The organism is Reyranella sp. (assembly GCF_965249915.1).
Classification (GTDB): Bacteria; Pseudomonadota; Alphaproteobacteria; order Reyranellales; family Reyranellaceae; genus Reyranella.
Genome location: NZ_OZ252257.1, coordinates 6,014,942 through 6,035,878 on the forward strand (window position 1 = coordinate 6,014,942; position 20,937 = coordinate 6,035,878).

Below are 20,937 nucleotides of genomic sequence, written 5' to 3' on the forward strand. Positions count from 1 at the left end.
TATGCCGTGCCTGCAGTCGATGCGCTAGTCTTGCACCGCCGGACCGGGGAGCCCTGCCATGACACCAACCACCCGCAAGCGTCTCCTGATCGGTGGCGGCGGCATCGTCGCCCTGCTGATCGTGGCCCTCGTGGCCTTGCCCTCCCTGATCGACGTCAATTCCTACAAGCCGCTGATCGTTTCGCAGGTGAAGACGGCGACGGGCCGCGATCTGGTGATCGACGGGCCGATCTCGCTGTCGCTGCTGCCGACGCCAACCGTGTCGGTCACCGGCGTGAAGTTCTTCAATGCCGCCGGCTCCAAGAACGCCAACATGGTCGAGGTGAAGTCGGTCACCGTGAAGCCGTCGCTGCTGGCGCTGCTGGGCGGCAGCATCGAAGTGAGCGAGGTGACGCTGGTCGAGCCCAAGATCGTTCTGGAGATCAACGCCGAGGGTAAGCCCAACTGGGAGTTCGCGCCGTCGGTCGCCGAAGCGAAGCCCGCCGCGGCCAAGCCCAGCTCGCCGCGGCCGCTGTCGCTCGGCCGGCTCACCATCGACAACGGTACGTTGATCTTCAGCGATTCGAAGGCGGGCCTTTCGGTGCTGGCGGAGAAGGCGAACTTCACCGCCTCGGTGGGCTCGATCGACGGTCCCTATTCGTTGGCGGGCGACGCCTCGGTCAACGGCGCGCCGCTCAGGCTCGACCTCGCGGTCGGCGCCCGCGGCAGCAACGGACACACGGCCGACCTGTCGCTGCAGGCGGGCGGCGGCAAGCTCGGCTTCAAGGGCACGCTGAGCGAGCTGGGCGCGGCCGCAAAGATTTCCGGCGTGGCCTCCGCTTCGGCCGAGCAGCTCACGACCTTCGTCGGCACCCTGGTCACGCTCGCGGGTCAACCAGCGCCCGTCCTGCCGCCGATTCTTGCCGGCAAGTTCAGCTTCGACGGCAGCATCGACGTTTCGCAGACGGCGTTCGCCGCGCGCGACTTCAAGATCGCCCTGGGCCAGGACAGCGGCTCCGGATCGCTTTCCGTCGCGCTGAAACCCAAGCTCGCCGTCGAGGGCAAGGTGGCGGTGCCGAAGCTCGACCTCGACCGGTGGCTGGCGGCGATTCAGCAGCCCGCGCCCGCCGCAACACCCGCCGCTGCCGCTGCGCCGCCCGCGAACACCCCCGCTGCGACGTCGCAGAGCTACCTCGGGGATCTGACGGCCAAGGTCGCCTTCGAAGTCGGCGAGGTGATCTACAACAAGCAGCCGGTCCGCAACGTCGTGCTGGAGATCGATGCCAAGGGCGGCGCCGTCGCGGTGCCGAAGCTCACGGCCACGCTGCCCGGCGACATGGTCCTGCAGGCGCAGTCGACCCTGACGGGCGACGCCGCGCGACCCGGGGTCACCGGGCAGTTCAGCCTGGTCGGGCCCAAGCTGCGCGAAACCCTGTCCTGGCTTGCCGTCGACCTGTCGTCGGTGCCGCCCTCCAAGCTGCAGAAGCTCAGCCTGCGCGGCCGCATGTCCTCGACCGGCGGCAACGTCCAGGTGAGCGATGCCGTCTTCGAACTCGACGATCTCAAGGGCAGCGGCGGCGTGACGGTCACCTTCACCGTGCCGCTGTCGATCGTGACCAGCGTCAGTCTCGACACGCTCGACCTCGATTCCTTCCTGGTTCCGGTCGCGGCGCGGCAGAAGCCTGCGGCTGCCGCCGGCGCCTCCGCCGCGCCTTCGGTACTGGCCGTGGCCGGCCCCTCGGTCGGGCTCAAGGCCAAGGTGGCCAGGCTCATCTACAACAAAGAGACGATCCAGGGTGTCGACGTCGATGTGGCGCTGCAGGGCAGCACGCTGCGCCTGAACGACGTCAAGGTCTCGAACCTGGGCGGCGGCCGGCTCGCGGTGCGCGGCTCCGTTGCGAATTATTCGGCGCCACAGCCGCGCGCCGACATCGCCTTCAATTTCGAGGCCCCCGACATGAGCCGCGTGCTCAAGGTCGCCGGCACCACGGCGCCGGCCGATCTCGGCGCGGTGAGCGCAAGCGGGGGTGTCACGGGCACGATCGAACAGCTCACCCTGCGCGATCTCGCCGTCAACGTCCTGGGCCAGAGCGTGAAGGCGACCGGCACCCTGGCGCTGCCGGGCGCGTCCAAGGGCGCGCCTCAGTCGGCCGCCTACAAGGGCAATCTGGTGCTGAACGGCCAGGCGGTCGACGGCTCGATCGATGCCCGCCTGACCGGCCGCACCACCGTGAATGCCGACCTGCGCGCCGGCGTGCTCGACCTCGACCGGATCGGCGGCAGCGGGGGAGCGCCTGCGCGACCGGCGGCGAGAGGCCAGGCAGCCGCCAAGCCGATCGACACGGCGGCGCTGCGCAGCATCGACGGCTCGCTGAAGCTGGTGGCCGGTACTTTGGTCAGCTCGTCGCTGCGCATCGGTAATGCCGACCTCGCGGCCTCGCTGAAGGACGGCATCCTCACGGTCCAGCACTTCAAGGGCTCGCTCTATGGCGGCTCGCTGGCGCTCGCCGGGACTGTCAACGCCACCAAGCCGGCGCTCTCCCTCGACTTCAAGGGCGACGCCAACGGCATCATCCTGGGCGAGATGCTGCGCAGCACCTCCGGCTCCAATCAGTTCGGCGGCGCCATCAAGGTGACGATCGACGGCAAGCTCAACGCCAACGGCATCGCCCTGCGCGCCGCCGGCACGACCGCCGACCAGATCAGGGCCTCGATGGCGGGCAGCGCGCAACTCGGCGGCCACATCTTCGTCGGTGCCGACAAGGCGCTGCAGATGCTGGGCTCGGTGGCGGCCGGTGCGGCCAGCACGGTGATCGACCAGACGCTGGGCAACGTGCTGGGTGCCGTCGGCCAGCGCGGGATGTCGCCCACCAGCATGCTGAACGCGATCTCGCTGGTGCTGAACCGCTTCGTCAATCACGACAGCCCGATCGGAGGACAGATCGACATCGCGGGCGGCGTGCTCACCGACAAGGGCCTCACTGTCCAGGGCAACCGCGCGACGGCGCGGATCTCGACCCGCACCAATCTCGGCGCCTCGACCACCGACACGACGGTCAATTTCTACATCGCCGAGGACGGGTCGGCGCCCTACCTGATTACCACCGCACGCGGCGCGCTGTCCTCGCCGTCGCTCGGCGTCTCGCGCGGTAGCGCCAAGGACCCGCCGGGCATGGCCAGCACCCTGCCGGGCGCCCAGCAGCTGCAGCAATTGGAGCAGATCCTGCCGGGGCAGCCGCGCTCGCTGATCCCCAACATTCCGATCCCCAACATTTTCGGCCGTTAGGAGTACCCGTGCTCGATCGTTTGAAGTCCGTGCTCAAGGCGCGGTTCGGTTCCGCGCCCGCCTTGTCGGAGGCGCCGAAGGGTGTCGATGTCCTGGCCGAGATGGCCAACCGCCGCGTCGTGCGGCGCTATTCCGACAAGCCGCTCGATCCGGCGCTGCTGGACACGCTGTGCGCCGTGGCGCTGTCGGCGCCGTCCAAGAGCGACCTGCAGCAGGCCGACATCGTGATCGTCACCGACAAGGAACAGCGCGAGAAGCTCCAGGCCCTGATCCCGGAGAACCCGTGGGCCGCCGCCGGCCCGGCGCTGCTGGTGTTCTGCGGCAACAACCGCCGCCACCGGCTGCTGTTCGACTGGCGCGGCCGGCCCTTCGTGAACGACCATCTCGACCCGTTCTTCAATGCCGCCGTCGATGCCGGCATCGTGCTGGCGACCTTCATCGCCGCCGCCGACCGGGTCGGGCTCGGGACCTGCCCGATCAGCCAGATCCGCAACCAGGCGGCCCGGGTTTCCGAGGTATTGGGCCTGCCGCCGCATGTCTTCCCGGTGGCCGGGCTCGGTGTCGGCTGGCCGTCCTTCGAGGGCGTGATGAGCCCGCGGCTGGGGCTCGACGTGTCGATTCATCGCGATCGCTACGACGAAACGGGCCTCCAGGAGAAGGTCGAAGCCTACGATCGGCGGCGCAACGAGACCCAACCCTACAAAAGCCAGCGCTTCGTGGAGAAATTCGGCGAGGACGCGGCCTATGGCTGGTCCGAGGACAAGGCTCGGCAATATTCGGTTCCCGAGCGCGCCGATTTCGGCGCATTCGTGCGTGCCAAGGGCTTCAATCTCGACTGATCGTGCGTTGCTTCAACTCGTGGAGTACATAGAGCCGCAGGGCGCTCGAGAGGTTGGTGAGCTCCTGCGCCCGGCCGCGGTCGATCTCCGCGACCAGGGCGTTGAGCGACAGGCCGCGCGCCTGGGAGAGGGCTGAAAGCTCGCTCCAGAAGGCATCTTCCAGAGAGATGCTGGTGCGGTGGCCTTCGATGGTGACCGAGCGTTTACGCATTACGGGACTGTGGCAGCGGGCCCCGGTAGCGGCAACACGCCTCCTCAACCTGCCTTGCCGCCGTCACAGAGCGTGCGTATAAGCGCGCCCAACCAACCCTCCGGACAAATCATTATGGAAATCCGTAACGTCGCGATCATCGCGCACGTCGACCATGGCAAGACCACACTGGTCGATTGCCTGCTGAAGCAGAGCGGCACGTTCCGCGAGAACCAGCAGGTGGCCGAGCGCGCCATGGATTCGAACGACCTCGAACGCGAACGGGGTATCACCATTCTCGCCAAGGCGACTTCGGTCGAATGGCATGGCACGCGTATCAACATCGTCGACACGCCGGGCCACGCCGACTTCGGCGGCGAGGTCGAGCGCATCCTGTCGATGGTCGACGGTGTCGTGCTGCTGGTCGACGCTGCCGAAGGGCCGCTGCCCCAGACCAAGTTCGTGCTCGGCAAGGCGCTGCGCCTCGGCCTGAAGCCGATCGTGCTGATCAACAAGGTCGACCGCTCCGACGCGCGCGCCCACGAAGTGCACGACGAGGTGTTCGATCTCTTCTCGGCGCTCGAGGCTTCCGACGAGCAGCTCGACTTCCCGACGCTCTTCGCCTCGGCCCGCCAGGGCTGGGCCGCGACCTCGCTCGAGGCCGAGCACACGGACATGACGCCGCTGTTCGAGCTGCTGGTGAACCACGTGCCGGCGCCGAAGGTCGATCCCGATCCGGCGTTCCGCATGCTGGTGACGACGCTCGAGGCCGACAACTTCCTGGGCCGCATCCTCACGGGCCGCATCCTGTCGGGCTCGATCAAGCCCAACTCGATGGTCAAGGCGCTGGCCCGAGACGGCAAGGAACTCGAGCAGACCCGTATCACGCGCATCCTGGCCTTCCGCGGCCTGGAGCGTGTGGCGCTCGAATCGGCCGAGGCCGGCGACATCGTGGCCATTGCCGGCATGAAGGTCGCGACCGTGGCCGACACGATCGGCGATCTGACGATCTCCGAGCCGATACACTCGCAGCCGATCGATCCGCCGACGCTCGCCATGACCTTCATGGTGAACGACTCGCCGCTCGCCGGCACCGAAGGCGACAAGGTCACGACCCGCATGATCCGCGCGCGCCTGATGCGCGAGGCGGAAGGCAACGTGGCGATTCGCGTCAGCGACACCGAGAACGCCGATTCCTACGAGGTCGCCGGTCGCGGCGAATTGCAGCTCGGCGTGCTGATCGAGACGATGCGCCGCGAGGGCTTCGAACTCGCCGTCGGCCGTCCGCGCGTGCTGTTCCAGACCGATCCGGTCACCGGCCAGCGCCAGGAGCCGATCGAGGAAGTCGTGATCGACGTCGACGACGCCTATACCGGTGCCGTCGTCGAGCAGATCTCGCTGCGCAAGGGCGAGCTGCAGGACATGCGTCCGTCGGGCGCCGGCAAGACCCGCCTGGTGTTCTACGCCCCGTCGCGCGGCCTGATCGGCTATCACGGTGAGTTCCTGACCGACACGCGCGGCACCGGCGTGATGAACCGCCTGTTCCACGAGTACGGCGCCTATCGCGGCCCGATCGCGGGCCGTCGCAACGGTGCGCTGATCGCCAATGCCGCGGGCAACGCGGTGATGTACGCGATGTGGAATCTCGAGGATCGCGGCCCGATGTTCATCGAGCCCGGCGTGCCCGTTTACATGGGCATGGTGATCGGCGAGCACAGCCGCGGCAACGACCTCGAAGTGAACGTCCTCAAGGGCAAGCAGCTCACCAACATCCGTGCCGCGGGCAAGGACGAGGCCGTCCGCCTCACGCCGCCGCGCAAGATGTCGCTCGAGCAGGCCATCGCCTATATTGAGGAAGACGAACTGGTCGAGATCACCCCGAAATCGATTCGGCTGCGCAAGCGCTTCCTCAATGCCGAGGACCGCAAGCGCGCCAAGAAGCAGGCCGCTGCGGCGGCGGAGTAAAGACTAGGACATGAGCGGCAGGAACGTGGATTTCGGCGATCGCCTGGCGACCGCCGCGGCGGCCAAGCAGGCCTTGCTCGAGAAGGCCAAGGCCAAGGCCAACGATCCGGAACTGATCAAGAAGCAGGCCGAGCGCGCTGCCATCGCGGCCGCCCGCGAGGCTCGCGAGGCCGAGCGCCGGGAAGCCAAGCGCCAGGAAGAGGCGCGCATCGCCGCCGAATTGGCGGCGGCAAAGGAAGCGGCCGAAGCGGCCGCTGCAAAGGCGGCCGCAGAGGCTGCAGCCGCGGCAGCAGAAGCCGCTGCGGCGGCCGAAGCCGCGGAGGCCGAGCGTGCCGCCCGACGGGCCGCTGCCAAGCCGGTCCTGACCGAGGCCGAGCAGAAGGCCGCCCGCGACGCCCGCTACGCCGCCCGCAAGGCCCGCAAGGGCAAGCGTTAGGCCGAGCGGAGCTCGGCCTGCTGAGCGACAGGCTGCGGCTTGGTTACAAGCCGCTAAGCCTGCAATGTCCGAGAGCGCCGAAGGACGAACGGCCCCGAAGGGTCAGAGCGTCCCGCCCGTCAACGACGCGCGCTGGCTGATCTCGATGTGATTGCCGTCGGGATCGCAGACGAACGCATAACGCACCGTCTCGCCCAGCACGCGCGGCTCGCCCCCTGAGGCGCCGCCGCGCTCCAGGATGCCCGCGTATTCGGCGAGGCAATCCCACACCTGCACCGTCATGTAGCGATAGCCCGGTCCGCGCCACTGGCCGACCGCGCTCTCGACCTTGCCTTGCTCGGCCACCACGACCAGCGAGTCGCCGCAGCGATAGCGGCCCTCGCCTGCGCGCTCGAACTGCATGGCGTGCGTCCAGAAGCGGTCGTGGGCGGCGGGATCGTTGACCCGCAGCAGGATGGCGACGCCCTCGACGCCGGCCAGGCCCTTGGGGACGAGGGTCACCCTGTTGCCGTCCGGATCGGCGAGCGGCTGCGATGCCGCCAGCCCCTCGCGCGCGATCTGGAGGCCGATGATGCCGGAGGGCGGCGCGTCGGGGAGGGGCCCGCGCGCGTGGTTCATCTTCAGGATCGAGCCGTTCATGTGATGGCGGTGCTGCTGCATGCCGCCGCCCAGCTTGCCCATGTGATCGTAGGGCAGGCCGACCGTCTCCTGCCAGAAGGCGAGTTGTTCGTCGCGCTTGTTCGAGAACAGGCCGACGTCGAGATGCTGCTTGGCGAGGTTCATGGCGGGAAGTGTAGCGCAGGCCGCAAAACAATTCTTACAAACCCTGCCGCGACTCCGCTGCAGCGTGATCCTAGAAGGACGGCGGTGGGGGGCCGGTTGCCGGGGGGCAGCCGGCACGTTGCGGGAAGGGCAGTCGATGATTCGCGCCATGATCGGCACGCTCGCCGTGCTGGCCGGTTTTGCCGTCGTCGAGCGTTCGGTCGACGCCAGAACCGGCCCGGCCGGGTCGTGCACGCCAACCGATGTCCATCCGCTTCTGCCGTCGGGCGACACGCTCGCGCTGAGGTCGGGGCCGACGCTGCTCTCGCCCGAGATCGGGGCGCTTCGGGGAGACGCTGCGCTCATCCTGTCCGGCGGTCAGAGCGGCTGGGCGCACATCTCCGTCGCGGCTGCCCCACACCTCGATGGCTGGGTGCCGGCGGACCAGCTCTGGGTCGATGTCGAGCCGGGCCGCGCGCTCTACAGCCTGCCGGGGCCGATGGGCAGCCTGCTTGCACTGTCCGAGGGCGCCGCGGAGAGCTTCCGCGTCCTCGGATGCCACGGAACCTGGCTGCGCGTCATCAACGCCCGCACCGGCGCCGTGTGGATCGACAGCCGCCAGTCGCCGTAAGCGCCCGCCCTTCGGGCGCCGCCGATCAGGACGACGAAATCTCCGCTGTCAGATCTTCAGGTCGCTGAAGAAGTCGTTGCCCTTGTCGTCGGTGATGATGAAGGCCGGGAAGTTCTCGACCTCGATGCGCCAGATCGCTTCCATGCCGAGCTCGGGATATTCCAGCACCTCGACCTTCTTGATGACGTCCTGCGCCAGGATGGCGGCCGGGCCGCCGATCGAGCCGAGATAGAAGCCCTTGTGCTTGCGGCAGGCGTCGACGACCTGCTTGCTGCGGTTGCCCTTGGCCAGCATGACCATCGAGCCGCCATTGGCCTGGAAGAGGTCGACGTAGGAATCCATGCGGCCGGCGGTGGTCGGGCCGAACGAGCCCGAGGCCATGCCGGTCGGCGTCTTGGCGGGGCCGGCATAGTAAACCGGGAACTGCTTGAAATAGTCCGGCAGGCCCTCGCCGCGATCGAGCCGCTCCTTGAGCTTGGCGTGCGCGGAATCGCGCGCCACGATGAGCGTGCCGCTGAGGTTCACGCGGGTCTTCACCGGATGCTTCGTCAGCACCGACAGCGTGTAGGCCATGCCCTTGTTCAGGTCGACCGAGACGACGTCGCCCGAGAGCTGCGCCGGCTCGATCTCGGGCAGGAACTGCGCCGGATTGTGCTCGAGCTGTTCGAGGAAGACGCCGTCCTTGGTGATCTTGCCGACGGCCTGGCGGTCGGCCGAGCAGGAGACGCCGATGCCGATCGGCACCGAGGCGCCGTGGCGGGCGATGCGGATCACGCGCACGTCGTGGCAGAAATACTTGCCGCCGAACTGCGCGCCGATGCCCATCTGGCGCGTGAGCTCCAGCACCTTCTGCTCCATCTCGCGATCGCGGATCGCCACGCCCTTGTTGTTGCCCTCGGTGGGCAGGTCGTCGAGATAGCGCGTCGAGGCGAGCTTCACCGTCTTGAGGTTCATCTCCGCCGAGGTGCCGCCGACCACGATGGCCAGGTGATAGGGCGGGCAGGCGGCGGTGCCGAGCGTGCGGATCTGGGTATCGAGGAACTTGAGCAGCGAGGCCTCGTTCAGCACCGCCGGCGTCTGCTGGTGCAGGTAGGTCTTGTTGGCCGAGCCGCCGCCCTTGGCGACGAACAGGAACTTGTAGGCGTCGCCGTCGGTCGCATAGATGTCGATCTGCGCCGGCAGGTTGGTGCCTGTCTGCACTTCCTTGAACATCGACAGCGGCGAGACCTGCGAATAACGCAGGTTGGTCTCGGTGTAGGTCTTGTAGACGCCCTTGGCGATCGCCTCCTCGTCGCCGCCGCCGGTCCACACCGCCTGGCCCTTCTTGGCCATGACGATGGCGGTGCCGGTGTCCTGGCACATCGGCAGCACGCCGCCGGCGGAGATGTTGGCGTTCTTCAGCAGCTCGAGCGCCACGTAGCGGTCGTTGGCCGAGGCCTCGCCGTCGTCGAGGATGTTGCGCAGCTGCTGGAGGTGGCCCGGGCGCAGCAGGTGGGAAATGTCGTGGAAGGCCGCGGCCGTCAGGGTCGTCAGGGCCTCGGGCGCGACGGTGAGCACGTCGCGGCCGTTGAACCTGGTGGTGCCGACGAAGTCGGAGGTGAGCTTGCGGTAGGGCGTCGTGTCCTCGTGGCTCGGGAACATTTCCTGAAACTGGAACTCGGGCATGCGTCTTCTCTCCTGGCGACCCTCTCGGGGCGCCGGTTTCCTGCCGCAGCCGGGGCGCGGCGTCTACCTACTTCTTTCGGAAGCTGTCGAGCTTGACGACCTTGGAGGCTGCATCCTCGGGCTTGGGCGCGTCGGCGGTCGCGGCCTCGCCGTCGGTCGCGGCGGTCTCGCCTTCCTGAGCGGGCGGCGCCGGCCGCTTCTCCGGCACGGGCAGCGGGGTCGGCACGGTCGCGCCTTCCGGCTTCTCGGCCGAGACCTTCTCGCCCGTTTCCTTGTCCCGGCGATCGAACTGCAGGCCGAAGCGAACCGACGGATCGACGAAGGCCGAGAGCGCGGCGAACGGCACCTTTATGCGCTCCTGCAGCTTGTTGAAGCTGACCGTGACCTCGAAATCGTCCTCGCGGATGATCAGGTCCCAGTACTGGTGCTGCAGCACGATGGTCATTTCGTCGGGATACTTCGCCCGCAGGTAATCCGGCAGTTCCACGCCGGGATCGTTGCTGCGGAAGCTGATGTAGAAATGGTGCGAGCCCGGCAGTCCCGTTTCCGCGACCTGAGTCAGCACGCGTCGCACGACGCTGCGCAGCGCATCGTCGACGAGAGCGTCGTAGTGAAAGCGATCGTTCATGGCCTGTCGGAAATTTGTGAAAGCATCGACCCGCCCTGCCGGAGAGTCAACGATGGCAATAGCGGGCAATTGCCGGGAAAGAAAGTGGGGATGGCTCTACGGACGAGTGGGGGGCTTCTGTTGCCCGGTGCCCCCCGGACCGCGCTTACGTCCGCTGTTTAGGCGGCAGCAGCGAGTGTAACGGTGTTATCGTTAGCACTTGTGAATGGCCCGTCACGGCGGAACCATACCGGGCAAAAACCGCGCCTTTACCACGCTCGTCGATCCTGGTTCGCCCCCATCGGTTCCGCCCGAGGACGGAGAGAAATGGTGGAGGCGCCGGGTACTGCCCCCGGGTCCGAAACGCTTATTTCACGCGGCGTTTATCGCCATAGTCGGTTTCCCGACGCGCCCTATATAGGCGCTTCCCTCGGCTTTTTGAAGGCGTGTCCGCCCCCTCGATCCTTCCTTGCCCGCCGCGGCCGATTCCCCCCATAAAGCCCGGCGAAACCAAGGACAGCGAACCGATGCCCCTCTCCAGCGACCAGCAGGCAGAAATCGACCAGGCCCGGGCCGGCGCCCAGCCGACCTTGCGCCCGGTCGCCCCGGCGCTGGAGGAAATCCTCTACCAGGCGCTGCCGGTGCTCGATCACGGCTTCGTCCGCGTCGTCGACTACATGGGCGACGACGCCGCCGTGGTGCAGGCCGCGCGGGTGAGCTACGGCCGCGGCACCAAGAAGGTCAGCGAGGATCGCGGCCTCATCAACTATCTGATGCGGCACCGCCATACGACGCCGTTCGAGATGTGCGAGATCAAGTACCACGTGAAGCTGCCGATTTTCGTGGCGCGGCAGTGGATCCGCCATCGCACCGCCAACGTGAACGAATATTCCGCGCGCTACTCGATCCTCGACAACGAATTCTATCTGCCGAAGCCCGAGCATCTGGCTGCCCAGAGCGCCATGAACCGGCAGGGCCGCGACCAGGTGCTGACCGGCAAGGAAGCCGAGCGTGTCTTCGGGCTGCTGAAGCAGGACGCCGAGCTGGTCTACGAGCACTATCTCGAGATGCTGAACGAGGGTGAAGCCGGGGCGCCGCTCGATCCCGAACGGTCCGGCCTCGCGCGCGAGCTCGCCCGCATGAACCTGTCGCTCGGCTTCTATACGCAGTGGTACTGGAAGACGAACCTGCACAACCTGATGCACTTCCTGTCGCTGCGCGCCGATGCCCACGCGCAGTACGAGATCCGCGTCTATGCCGAGACGATGCTCGATACGCTGAAGCGCTGGTGCCCGATCAGCCACGACGCCTTCGTCGAATATCGCCTGGGCGGCACGCACCTCTCCAAGACGGGCCTCGCCATCGTGAAGCGTCTGCTGGCGGGCGAGAAGGTCGAGCAGAAGTCGAGCGGGCTCAGCGCCCGCGAATGGCGCGAGCTGATGGCGTCGCTCGGTCAGGCGACGTGATCCGCGATCCCGGCCGGCTGCGGCTGCTGCGCGAGCGGCCGCGCGACAATACGGCGGTCGAGGAGATGAACGAGGCGGCCTTCGGCCCCGACCGTCAGCAGAAGACGGTCTACCGGCTGCGCGAAGGCGTGAAGCCGATCCGCGAACTGTGCTTCGTGGCGATCGACCAGAAGGACAGGATGGTGGCCTCGATCCGCAACTGGCCGATCCTGATCAACGACAAGTGGGCGGCGGTGATGCTGGGCCCGCTCGCCATCTCGCCCGAACTGCGCGGCCTGGGCTACGGCAAGGCGCTGATGTGGCACTCGATGGCGCAGTCGCGCATGCTGGGCCACAGCCGCATCATCCTGGTCGGCGACCCCGAATACTACAACCAGTTCGGCTTCCGCCGCGATCTCGCGCTGAACATCCAGCTCCCCGGCTGGGTCGAAGACCGCCGCTTCCTCGCCCTCGAACTGGTCGCCGGCTCGATGATCGGCGTCCACGGCATGATCGGCCAATGGCGCCCCGGCTGGCGGCCAAAGAAGACCCGCCAGCGCGGCTAGATTTTTTGTCGTCCTGAGCGACAGCGAAGGACCTCACGCCAGCTACTCGCTCGGCATCAAATCCCGAAACTCCGGGTTGATCGTACGCACCAACTCGTTCTTGCGTTCGCGCCGCAAGCCCTTCAGCTGCTTTTCGCGTGCGATGGCGTCGTTCGGATTGTCGTATTCCTCGGCATAGACCAGCCGAGTCGCCCGGTATTTCTTGGCAAACGTGCTGCCTTGCCCGTTGCGATGTTCCCAGATCCGGCGTTCGAGATCGTTCGTGACGCCGATGTACATCGCGTTTCCGGAGCTGCTGACCAGGATGTAGGTCCAATATTGCCGGGTGCCCATGACGAAGGTCCCTGTCTGGCCGCCCGGTGAGGTCCTTCGCTGCCGCTCAGGACGACATTAGTCACTGCACCACGATGTTCGGGGCCTTGCGGGCGCCGCGCTGGTTGGCGGAGAGCTGTTTCCAGACGCGGCCGGCGATGTTCTTGTAGGCCTGTGCGTGGGCGCTGTCGGGCTTCGACACGACGATGGGATGGCCGCTGTCGGACGTCGTGCGGATGTCGAGGTGCAGCGGCACCTCGCCGAGGAACGGCACGCCGAGCTTGTCGGCCTCCTCGCGGGCGCCGCCATGGCCGAAGATCTCCGAGCGCTCGCCGCAGTGGGGGCAGAGGAAGTAGCTCATGTTCTCGACGATGCCGAGCACCGGCACGGCGACCTTGCGAAACATGTTGAGGCCCTTGCGGGCGTCGACCAGGGCGATGTCCTGCGGCGTCGAGACGATGACGGCGCCCGAGAGCGCCACGCGCTGGGCCAGAGTGAGCTGGGCGTCGCCGGTGCCCGGCGGCATGTCGACCACCAGCACGTCGAGGTCGCCCCACTGCACGTCGCGCAGCATCTGCTCGAGCGCACTCGACACCATGGGGCCGCGCCAGATCATCGGCGTGTCCTCGTTCACGATGTAGCCGATCGACATGGTCTTCAGCCCGTACTTCTCGATCGGCTTCAGCATCTTGCCGTCGGCCGATTCGGGCTTCTCCGTCACGCCCAGCATGCGTGGCATCGAGGGGCCATAGATGTCGGCATCGAGCAGCCCGGTCGCGAGACCGTTGGCGGCGAGGCCGAGCGCCAGGTTGACGGCGGTGGTCGACTTGCCGACGCCGCCCTTGCCGGACGCCACGGCGATGATGTGCTTCACGCCCGGCACGTCGATGCGGCCGCCGCCGCCGGTCGTCTTGGCCGCGGGCGCGCCGTGGGTGTGGCTGTGGCCGTGGTGGCCGCCCGCCGCAGGCGGCGGGGGCGGCGCGGCGCGCTCCGCCGTCATCACCGCGGTTGCCGAGAGAACGCCGGGCATCGCGCGGATTGCCTGTTCGCAGGCCTGGCGCAGCGGCTCGAGCGCCGTGCCGCGCGCCGGATCGACCTCGAGGGTGACGGCGACGTGGCCGGCGCGGGTTACGACACCGCTCACCATGCCAAGTGCGGCGACGCTGCGGCCCGTCACCGGATCGATCACGGTGTCGAGAACCTTGCGGACGGCCGATTCGGTGATTTCCGCCATGTTCTGCTGCTTCCGCTGCGGCGCAATTTCACGTCCGCCGCTTGATTGAAGGTGGGCCTGTGGTCACATATATGCAGAGCGTCTGGAAATCAAAAGCGACAACGCGCCCAAGCGCGGTGACAAGCGGCAGCAGGGGCCCTGAGGTGACAAATGGCGTGGAATAACAACGGCGGCGGCGGCCCCTGGGGCGGCGGCGGCGGTAGTGGCGGCGGCGGCGGTGGTCCCTGGGGCGGCGGCGGTGGCGGTGGCAACAAGGGTGGCGGCGGCGGCGGTGGTCCGTTCGGCTCGCGGCGCCCACCCGACATGGAAGACGTGATCCGCAAGGGTCAGGAGCGCCTCAAGAACCTCATGCCCGGCGGCTTCGGCACCTATAAGGGCATCGCCCTCGTGGTGCTGGGCGCGCTGGTCGTCTGGCTGGCCACCGGTTTCTTCCGCGTGCAGCCCAACCAGCAGGCCATCCAGCTGGTGTTCGGCAAGCCCTATGGAAAGCCGGTCGAGCCCGGCCTGCACTACAATCTGCCGGCCCCGATCGGCAATGTCGTGGTCGTGAACGTGCAGGACCAGCGTCGCACGGTGATCGGTTCGCGCGGCAGCCAGGCGACGACGCCCTACACCCGTGGGCCGCGCCCGACCTCGACCGAGAACCTGATGCTGACCGGCGACGAGAACATCGTCGACATCGAGTTCGCGGTGCTCTGGCAGATCAAGGACGTCTTCAAGTACGCATTCGACGTGCGCAATCCCGAGGAAAACGTGCGGGCCGGCGCCGAGGCCGCGATGCGCGAGGTCATCGGCAAGTCGAACCTGCAATATGCCCAGACCGAGGGCCGCAGCCGTATCGAGCAGGACACCAAGGACCTGCTGCAGGGCATTCTCGACGAGTATGGGCTGGGCGTCCGCATTTCGCAGATCCAGCTGCTGCGCGTGGACCCGCCGCAGGAAGTCATCGCGGCGTTCCGTGACGTCCAGGCCGCCCGCGCCGACAAGGAGAAGCTGATCAACGAGGGCAATACCTATCGCAATCAGCAGCTCCCGCGGGCAAAGGGCGAGGCGGAATCGATCATCCAGCGCTCCGAAGCCTACAAGGCCGAGACCGTGGCGCGCGCCAGCGGTGACGCCCAGCGCTTCGACCAGGTCTACGAGCAGTGGGCCAAGGCCAAGGACATCACCACCGAACGTCTCTACCTCGACACGATGGAAGAGGTGCTGCGCAACGTAAACAAGGTGCTCGTCGACAAGGGCACGACCAACAATGGCGGCGTTCTGCCCTATCTGCCGTTGCCCGAGCTTCGCTCGAACCAGACGCCGGGCGTCGGGCCGCAGCCGCCGCGCGCACCTCAGCCGCTCCCGGGAGCCACACGATGAGCAACCGTTCGATCATCGCGCTGGTCGTGCTCGCGATCGTGGGCTTCCTCGTGACCCAGACCTTCTACACGGTCGACCCGACCAAGCAGGTCCTGGTCCGTCAGTTCGGCGCCATCGTCGGCGATCCGAAGACGGAGCCTGGCCTCTACGCCAAGCTGCCGCTGATCCAGGACATCCAGCGGATCGACCGCCGGCTGCTCGACTACGAAGCCGAGGAGTTCGAGATCATTGCTGGCGACCAGAAGCGTCTCGTCGTCGACGCCTATGCCCGCTACAAGATCGTCGCGGCCAAACTTTATGCGCAGACCGTGCCGGGAGGTGAAACCACCCTGCGCGGACTCCTCGACTCGCTGATCAACTCCGAGATCCGCGGCGTGCTCTCGTCGGTGCCGCTGCATGCGGTGCTGACCGACCAGCGCGCCAACCTCATGGACGACATCACCCGGCGGGTGAACGTCAAGACCATGGAACTCGGCGTCCAGACGGTCGACGTGCGCATCAAGCGGGCGGACCTGCCGCAGGCCAACTCCCAGTCGGTCTACAACCGCATGAAGACCGACCGCGAGCGCGAGGCCGGCCAGCTTCGCGCCGAGGGCGACGAGGAGAATGCCCGCATCAAGGCGACGGCCGACCGCGAAGTCGCCGTCATCAAGGCCGACGCCGGGCTGAAGGGCCAGATCCTGCGCGGCGAGGGCGATGCCTCGGCGACCGAGATCTACGCCAAGGCCTTCAGCAAGGATAAGGACTTCTACGCCTTCTACCGGCGCATGGAGGCCTACAAGCAGGCGTTCGGTTCGGGGGGCACGACCATGCTGCTGAGCCCGGACAACGACTTCTTCCGGTTCTTCAACGACCCGTCCGGACTCCCCGCGCCGAAGCAGTAGTCTCCGGCAAGGATCGTACCGACCGGCGGCTGTGGCACTCCTGCCACGCCGCCGGTTTCTTTTTGGTCAGATGGCCAAAACGCCGCAAAACCGGGCTCGATAACGACCTCTTTATTTGCGCCACAATCGGCCCGCAGTTAGACAGGAACTCTAACGCGCGGCGCCGGCCGTATCGACCGTTTGGCCTTGAGCGCCGTTGGAGGTCGGTCGTGATTCTAGCTGATTTTCAAGGCTATTTCAGAGGGGCCGTTCTTGCGGCCATCGCATCCGTCGGCCTCGTCGCGACGGAGCCCGCCTGGGCGCGTCAGCCGACCGAGAGCTTTTCCGAGCTGGTCGACAAGCTGATGCCGACCGTCGTCAACATCACGACCACGCAGAACGTGCCCCAGCAGGGACCGCGTCTACGGGACATGCCGCAGCTTCCTCCCGGCTCGCCCTTCGAGGAACTGTTCAAGGAGTTCTTCGACAAGCGCGGCGGCGAGGAACAGAAGCAGCGCCGCGGCACGTCGCTGGGCTCCGGTTTCGTGATCGATGGCGAAGGCTACATCGTCACCAATAACCACGTGATCCAGGGCGCCGAGGACATCACCGTCATCTTTCGCGACGACACCCAGCTCAAGGCCAAGCTGATCGGCTCCGACAGCCGCGTCGACCTGGCCGTGCTCAAGGTCGAGCCGCCCAACAAGAAGCCGCTGCCGGCGGTGAAGTGGGGCGATTCGGACAAGTCGCGGGTCGGCGACTGGGTGATCGCCATCGGCAATCCGTTCGGCATGGGTCATTCGGTGACGGCCGGCATCATCTCGGCGCGCGGCCGTTCGCTGAACGACTCGCTCGACGACTACCTGCAGACCGACGCCGCCATCAACAAGGGCAACTCGGGCGGTCCGCTGTTCAACACCGATGGCGAGGTCATCGGCGTCAACACCGCGATCTATTCGCCCTCCGGCACCAATGCGGGTCTCGCCTTCTCGATCCCGTCGAACATGGTGAAGCAGGTCGCCGACCAGCTCCGCGAGTTCGGCAAGGTCAAGCGCGGCTGGATCGGCGTCAGCTACCAGAGCGTCACCGACGACATCGCCGATTCCTTCGGCCTCGATCGCGCCCGCGGCGTGCTGGTGGCCAATGTCACGGCCGACGGCCCGGCCGCCAAGGCGGGCCTGAAGCGCAACGACATCATCCTCACGTTCGGCGGCCAGGAGGTTCTCGACCTGCGCCGCTTTCCGCGGGTGGTCGCCAATGCTCGGGTCGGCAGCACCGTAGACGTCGTCGTCTGGCGCGGCGCCAAGGAAGTGCCGCTGAAGCTGCGCGTCGGCGAACAGGAAGAGGCCGAGAAGCAGAACACCTCGGCCCAGGGCGGCCCGAAGAAGCCGGTCGAACCCGACCAGCCGGTGACCTCGACCATCGAGCAGCTCGGCCTGACCCTGCAGAAGGTCACCGACCAGCTGCGCGAACGCTATGGCCTGTCCGACCAGGTGAAGGGCGTGATCATCACCAAGGTGGCGCCCAACAGCCCGGCTGCTGAGAAGCAGCTGCAGGCCGGCGACGTCATCCTCGAGGTCGACCAGAAGCAGGTGACGACACCGCAGGAGGTCACCGACCTCGTGACCAAGCTCCAGCAGCAGAAGAAGCGCTCCGTGCTCCTTTTCGTCGAACGCCAGGGCGACCCGCGCTTCGCCGCGCTCCGCCTGCAGAAGTAAGCCGGGGTCACCGGACAAGGAAAAGGCCGCGCATCGCGCGGCCTTTTTCGTTTCGGCGCGCTGCGGCGATCAAACCGTGATCATCCAGCGCAGTGAATGCGACGGACGAATGCCTTCCAGCGGGGCCGGGGTCATTGCGGAAGACTGCCGCATCCGCCGACGCTTATGTGTCTCCCGCCTACACTTACACAGGTATCCATGGGGGAGGCGGAGAACGACCGCGGATCGTCCTCGCGATGGCGGCGGATCAGCGACTTGTCCGGTCCGAAATAGAACTGAACGCCGGCAGTGGCGCGAAAGACACCGAAGTCTCCTGCCAGCCCACTCACGAAAAACGAGACGTTGCGGTGCGCCAGCAGCAGGTCGGGCTGGTACTCGATGCGCGCCTGGCCGAGCGTCAGGCCGGATACCTGGCCGCCCTCGACCGAAAGGGCGAGGTTCGGCACCGGATAGACCGTCAGGGTTCCCAGGTAGAAACCGCCGTTGCGGCTGCTGAAGTCGGTCCGATTGTCTCCATAGCCCGCGCGCACGCCCACCGTGAACAGGCCGGCGTACAACTCGCCCTCGCCGCCATAGAGACCGCTGCGCGTGCCGGCGCCGCCGCCGAAGGCGGCAATGGCGCCAACCAGGCCGATCGCCGGGTCGCGCCAGAAGAGATGGAGGCCGCCGCTCCCGAAAACGGAGTTGAAGGCCGTCGATCCTGAACCATCGACCTGCAGCCCGAAGCTGTGGCCGAGCGGTGCGGTGATCGAGCCGTGTGTGGTTGCGAGTGCCGATTGCAGCTCATTCGTGCCGACGGCACCGCCTTCGACGGACAGCTTGCCGTTCAACTCGGAGACGGCCGGTCCTTCTGCCCGCGCCCCAGGCGACAGCGCAAGCAGGGCGCACACGCCAACCAGCAGCTTCATCGGGGCGTCCGACCAGGAGCGTGGGCCTGGCAATGGCCGATCGCGAGCTTCGCTCCGTGACCGGGACCACGCTTGCGAGATCGCGAACAATCTCCGTCGGATGCCTCGGTGATGCTCCGGCCCGGTCCCGAAGCATCGTCCCGGTTGTGGCGCGCTCATGGCTTCCTCTGATCCCCGTTGCAGAAGATCAGACGGAGCGGTGGCCATCAAGCGTGATGCCTGCGATTGGCCCTTCGCTGCCGGTCAGACCTTCACGACCAGCTTGCCGAAGTTCTCGCCCTTGAGCAGGCCCATGAAGGCCTCGGGCGCCCGGGCGAGGCCGTCGATCACGGTCTCGCGGCTCTTGAGCTTGCCGGAGGCCACCAGCCCGCCGACCTCGGTCACGAAGTCGCCCATCAGGGCGGCGTGATCGGAGACAATGAAGCCCTGCAGGGTGAGGCGGCGCTGGACGATGGTGAACATCTTCTCCGGGCCGGCCATCGGCGTGGCGTCCTGGTACTCGGAGATGGCGCCGCAGAAGGCGACGCGGCCGAAATTGTTGAGGCGGGCGAAGACGGCGTGGAAGATCTTGCCGCCGACATTCTCGAAATCGGCATCGATGCCTTGCGGGCAGAGCTTGTCGAGCACCGCGCCGACATCGCTCTCGGTCTTGTGGTTGAAGCAGGCATCGTAACCCGCCTCGCGCACCGCCCACTGGCACTTCTGCTCGTCGCCGGCGCAGCCCACGACCCGGGCGCCGGCGAGCTTGGCGAGCTGGCCCGCCACCTGGCCCACCGCGCCGGTCGCCGCCGAGACGAACACCGTCTCGCCCGCCTTGGGCTTGCAGATGTGCTTGATGCCGTACCAGGCGGTGAAGCTCGGCATGCCGAGCACGCCGAGATAGGCCGACAGCGGCAGGCCGGCGGCGTCGATCTTGCGCAGGCCCTTGCCGTCATGAACCGTGTGCGTCGCCCAGTTCAGCATGCCCATCACGATGTCGCCCTTGGCGTAGCGCGGGTTCTTCGACTCGACCACTTCGCCGATCGAACCGCCGGTCAGCGGCTTGTCGAGCTCGAAGGGCGGCGTGTAGGAGCGCAGCTCGGTCATGCGCGGCCGCATGTAGGGATCGAGCGACAGGAAGCGCTGGGCGATCAGGATCTGGCCCTCGGCGAGGGCGGGGAGCGAAACGGTCTCGGCGCGGAAGCAGTCCGCGGTGACGTCGCCCTCGGGGCGTTTGGCGAGGACGATCTGCTGGATGTCGGTCATGGGTCTTTCCTCTCTTCGAAGTCGCTGCGGCGATAGCCCTGCAGGTAGAGCAGCGCGCTCAGGTCGCCGTGGTCGATGCGGGCCGGCACCTGGGCCGCCACCGCCGGCTTGGCGTGGAAGGCGACGCCGAGGCCGGCGGCCTTCAGCATCGGCAGGTCGTTGGCGCCGTCGCCCACGCTTATCGCGTCCGCGTCGGCAAGGCCACGCTCGCCGGCCAGGCGCCGCAGGGTCATGAGCTTCGCTTCCTTGCCGAGGATGGGATGCGCCACCGTGCCGGCCAGGGACGTGCCGTCATGCTCCAGCACGTTGGCGGCATCGAGGTCGAAGCCCAGCGCCTTGCGCACCATGGCCGTGAAGTAGGTGAAGCCGCCCGACACCAGCGCGCAGTAGGCGCCGTGCTTGCGCAGGGTCGCCACCAGCGTGGCGCCGCCCGGCATGTAGCGGATGCGCGTCGCGGCCTCGTCGAGGCGACCGACGGGCAGGCCCTTCAGCAGGCCGACCCGCTCCTCGAGCGCGCCGGCGAAATCGATCTCGCCGTTCATGGCGCGGGCGGTGATGCCGGCGATCTTCTCGCGCAGGCCCAGGAAGTCGGCCAGCTCGTCGAGCATCTCGTTGTGGATCATGGTCGATTCCATGTCGGCGACGAGCAGCTTCTTGCGGCGTCCGTTCGCCGGCAGAACCACGGCATCGACGCCGGCCAGGCTGATCGAAGCGCCAGCCCCGTCGAACGGCAGGTCGCAGGCAATTCCCTCGTCGAGCCAGTCAGGCGCGCCGACGGTGGCGCCGCCGGCCTTCAGGGTTTCGATGGCGGAGGCCACGACCGCGTCGGTGACGGCAGGGTGGGCGGGATCGGAGATCAGGACCAGGACGTTTTTCACGCCCCTGGCTCTAGCGGCGGGGTCGCGGATTTGCAAACAGTGC

The 20,937-nt window shown here is 67.2% G+C and carries 19 protein-coding genes and 1 other RNA gene; 10 read left to right on the top strand and 10 right to left on the bottom strand.

Annotated elements, in window-relative coordinates; all coding sequences use genetic code 11:
• Window positions 1-58: 58 nt before the first annotated feature.
• Both ACP15H_RS29565 and ACP15H_RS29570 read left to right on the top strand, forming a co-directional pair.
• Window positions 59-3,265 carry an AsmA family protein gene (locus tag ACP15H_RS29565; protein WP_425069681.1) on the top strand — a complete coding sequence of 1,069 codons (3,207 nt, stop codon included), beginning with the start codon at window positions 59-61 and terminating at the stop codon, window positions 3,263-3,265.
• Between the two features lie 8 nt (window positions 3,266-3,273).
• Window positions 3,274-4,104, top strand: a complete 831-nt coding sequence (locus ACP15H_RS29570) for a nitroreductase family protein (RefSeq protein ID WP_425069682.1) — start codon at window positions 3,274-3,276, stop codon at window positions 4,102-4,104.
• Here ACP15H_RS29570 and ACP15H_RS29575 read toward each other — a convergent pair.
• Complete coding sequence (locus ACP15H_RS29575) at window positions 4,091-4,315, bottom strand: ribbon-helix-helix domain-containing protein (protein ID WP_425069683.1); 225 nt, start codon at window positions 4,313-4,315, stop codon at window positions 4,091-4,093. The genes ACP15H_RS29570 and ACP15H_RS29575 overlap by 14 nt on opposite strands.
• Window positions 4,316-4,429: 114 nt before the next feature.
• Between ACP15H_RS29575 and typA the strand changes: the two genes are divergently transcribed.
• Together typA and ACP15H_RS29585 are read left to right on the top strand one after the other, a co-directional pair.
• The gene (gene typA, locus ACP15H_RS29580) at window positions 4,430-6,259 is read left to right on the top strand and encodes a translational GTPase TypA (RefSeq protein WP_425069684.1); all 1,830 of its coding nucleotides are present in this window, start codon (window positions 4,430-4,432) and stop codon (window positions 6,257-6,259) included.
• A gap of 10 nt (window positions 6,260-6,269) precedes the next feature.
• Window positions 6,270-6,695: a DUF6481 family protein gene (locus tag ACP15H_RS29585; RefSeq protein WP_425069685.1), complete on the top strand. Its 426-nt coding sequence runs from the start codon at window positions 6,270-6,272 to the stop codon at window positions 6,693-6,695.
• 102 nt (window positions 6,696-6,797) lie between these two features.
• Here the strand turns inward: ACP15H_RS29585 and ACP15H_RS29590 are convergent, their stop codons facing one another.
• Window positions 6,798-7,478 (bottom strand): VOC family protein, encoded by a 681-nt coding sequence (locus ACP15H_RS29590; protein WP_425069686.1) that lies wholly within the window; start codon window positions 7,476-7,478, stop codon window positions 6,798-6,800.
• A 136-nt stretch (window positions 7,479-7,614) separates the two neighbouring features.
• On the opposite strand from ACP15H_RS29590, the gene ACP15H_RS29595 reads away from it, so the two are divergent.
• Complete coding sequence (locus ACP15H_RS29595) at window positions 7,615-8,088, top strand: hypothetical protein (protein WP_425069687.1); 474 nt, start codon at window positions 7,615-7,617, stop codon at window positions 8,086-8,088.
• Between the two features lie 48 nt (window positions 8,089-8,136).
• On the opposite strand, the gene ACP15H_RS29600 is transcribed toward ACP15H_RS29595, so the two are convergent.
• The 3 genes from ACP15H_RS29600 to ssrA form a co-directional block, all read right to left on the bottom strand.
• Window positions 8,137-9,753 (bottom strand): fumarate hydratase, encoded by a 1,617-nt coding sequence (locus ACP15H_RS29600; protein WP_425069688.1) that lies wholly within the window; start codon window positions 9,751-9,753, stop codon window positions 8,137-8,139.
• A 67-nt stretch (window positions 9,754-9,820) separates the two neighbouring features.
• Window positions 9,821-10,381: an SspB family protein gene (locus tag ACP15H_RS29605; protein ID WP_425069689.1), complete on the bottom strand. Its 561-nt coding sequence runs from the start codon at window positions 10,379-10,381 to the stop codon at window positions 9,821-9,823.
• A 105-nt stretch (window positions 10,382-10,486) separates the two neighbouring features.
• Window positions 10,487-10,807: a transfer-messenger RNA gene (gene ssrA / locus ACP15H_RS29610) on the bottom strand.
• A gap of 80 nt (window positions 10,808-10,887) precedes the next feature.
• Here ssrA and thyX point away from each other — a divergent pair.
• Window positions 10,888-11,826: an FAD-dependent thymidylate synthase gene (gene thyX, locus ACP15H_RS29615; RefSeq protein WP_425069690.1), complete on the top strand. Its 939-nt coding sequence runs from the start codon at window positions 10,888-10,890 to the stop codon at window positions 11,824-11,826.
• Window positions 11,823-12,371 (top strand): GNAT family N-acetyltransferase, encoded by a 549-nt coding sequence (locus ACP15H_RS29620; RefSeq protein WP_425069691.1) that lies wholly within the window; start codon window positions 11,823-11,825, stop codon window positions 12,369-12,371. Before thyX ends, ACP15H_RS29620 begins: the two co-directional genes overlap by 4 nt.
• A gap of 42 nt (window positions 12,372-12,413) precedes the next feature.
• Here the strand turns inward: ACP15H_RS29620 and ACP15H_RS29625 are convergent, their stop codons facing one another.
• Window positions 12,414-12,704 carry a GIY-YIG nuclease family protein gene (locus ACP15H_RS29625; RefSeq protein WP_425069692.1) on the bottom strand — a complete coding sequence of 97 codons (291 nt, stop codon included), beginning with the start codon at window positions 12,702-12,704 and terminating at the stop codon, window positions 12,414-12,416.
• Between the two features lie 61 nt (window positions 12,705-12,765).
• A complete protein-coding gene (gene apbC, locus ACP15H_RS29630) occupies window positions 12,766-13,917 on the bottom strand; it encodes an iron-sulfur cluster carrier protein ApbC (protein ID WP_425069693.1) in 1,152 nt (383 codons plus the stop codon).
• A gap of 150 nt (window positions 13,918-14,067) precedes the next feature.
• Between apbC and hflK the strand changes: the two genes are divergently transcribed.
• The 3 genes from hflK to ACP15H_RS29645 all read left to right on the top strand — a co-directional run bounded on the left by hflK (window position 14,068) and on the right by ACP15H_RS29645 (window position 17,863).
• Window positions 14,068-15,282 (top strand): FtsH protease activity modulator HflK, encoded by a 1,215-nt coding sequence (gene hflK, locus ACP15H_RS29635; RefSeq protein ID WP_425069694.1) that lies wholly within the window; start codon window positions 14,068-14,070, stop codon window positions 15,280-15,282.
• A complete protein-coding gene (gene hflC, locus ACP15H_RS29640) occupies window positions 15,279-16,166 on the top strand; it encodes a protease modulator HflC (RefSeq protein WP_425069695.1) in 888 nt (295 codons plus the stop codon). The genes hflK and hflC overlap by 4 nt, the downstream gene beginning before the upstream one ends.
• Before the next feature lie 209 nt (window positions 16,167-16,375).
• Complete coding sequence (locus ACP15H_RS29645) at window positions 16,376-17,863, top strand: DegQ family serine endoprotease (RefSeq protein WP_425069696.1); 1,488 nt, start codon at window positions 16,376-16,378, stop codon at window positions 17,861-17,863.
• A 131-nt stretch (window positions 17,864-17,994) separates the two neighbouring features.
• Here ACP15H_RS29645 and ACP15H_RS29650 read toward each other — a convergent pair whose 3' ends face one another.
• From ACP15H_RS29650 to serB, 3 genes are all read right to left on the bottom strand, one after another.
• Window positions 17,995-18,771: a hypothetical protein gene (locus tag ACP15H_RS29650; RefSeq protein WP_425069697.1), complete on the bottom strand. Its 777-nt coding sequence runs from the start codon at window positions 18,769-18,771 to the stop codon at window positions 17,995-17,997.
• A 243-nt stretch (window positions 18,772-19,014) separates the two neighbouring features.
• Window positions 19,015-20,016: an NADP-dependent oxidoreductase gene (locus ACP15H_RS29655; protein ID WP_425069698.1), complete on the bottom strand. Its 1,002-nt coding sequence runs from the start codon at window positions 20,014-20,016 to the stop codon at window positions 19,015-19,017.
• Window positions 20,013-20,894, bottom strand: a complete 882-nt coding sequence (serB, locus tag ACP15H_RS29660) for a phosphoserine phosphatase SerB (protein WP_425069699.1) — start codon at window positions 20,892-20,894, stop codon at window positions 20,013-20,015. Before serB ends, ACP15H_RS29655 begins: the two co-directional genes overlap by 4 nt.
• Window positions 20,895-20,937 lie beyond the last annotated feature (43 nt).

Excerpts from the sequence above, each read along its gene's own strand:
- ACP15H_RS29565 (WP_425069681.1), top strand. The coding sequence starts at position 59 with ATGACACCAACCACCCGCAAGCGTCTCCTGATCGGTGGCGGCGGCATC.
- ACP15H_RS29575 (WP_425069683.1), bottom strand. The coding sequence starts at position 4,315 with ATGCGTAAACGCTCGGTCACCATCGAAGGCCACCGCACCAGCATCTCT.
- typA (WP_425069684.1), top strand. The coding sequence starts at position 4,430 with ATGGAAATCCGTAACGTCGCGATCATCGCGCACGTCGACCATGGCAAG.
- ACP15H_RS29585 (WP_425069685.1), top strand. The coding sequence starts at position 6,270 with ATGAGCGGCAGGAACGTGGATTTCGGCGATCGCCTGGCGACCGCCGCG.
- ACP15H_RS29590 (WP_425069686.1), bottom strand. The coding sequence starts at position 7,478 with ATGAACCTCGCCAAGCAGCATCTCGACGTCGGCCTGTTCTCGAACAAG.
- ACP15H_RS29595 (WP_425069687.1), top strand. The coding sequence starts at position 7,615 with ATGATTCGCGCCATGATCGGCACGCTCGCCGTGCTGGCCGGTTTTGCC.
- ACP15H_RS29600 (WP_425069688.1), bottom strand. The coding sequence starts at position 9,753 with ATGCCCGAGTTCCAGTTTCAGGAAATGTTCCCGAGCCACGAGGACACG.
- ACP15H_RS29605 (WP_425069689.1), bottom strand. The coding sequence starts at position 10,381 with ATGAACGATCGCTTTCACTACGACGCTCTCGTCGACGATGCGCTGCGC.
- thyX (WP_425069690.1), top strand. The coding sequence starts at position 10,888 with ATGCCCCTCTCCAGCGACCAGCAGGCAGAAATCGACCAGGCCCGGGCC.
- ACP15H_RS29625 (WP_425069692.1), bottom strand. The coding sequence starts at position 12,704 with ATGGGCACCCGGCAATATTGGACCTACATCCTGGTCAGCAGCTCCGGA.
- apbC (WP_425069693.1), bottom strand. The coding sequence starts at position 13,917 with ATGGCGGAAATCACCGAATCGGCCGTCCGCAAGGTTCTCGACACCGTG.
- hflK (WP_425069694.1), top strand. The coding sequence starts at position 14,068 with ATGGCGTGGAATAACAACGGCGGCGGCGGCCCCTGGGGCGGCGGCGGC.
- hflC (WP_425069695.1), top strand. The coding sequence starts at position 15,279 with ATGAGCAACCGTTCGATCATCGCGCTGGTCGTGCTCGCGATCGTGGGC.
- ACP15H_RS29650 (WP_425069697.1), bottom strand. The coding sequence starts at position 18,771 with ATGAAGCTGCTGGTTGGCGTGTGCGCCCTGCTTGCGCTGTCGCCTGGG.
- ACP15H_RS29655 (WP_425069698.1), bottom strand. The coding sequence starts at position 20,016 with ATGACCGACATCCAGCAGATCGTCCTCGCCAAACGCCCCGAGGGCGAC.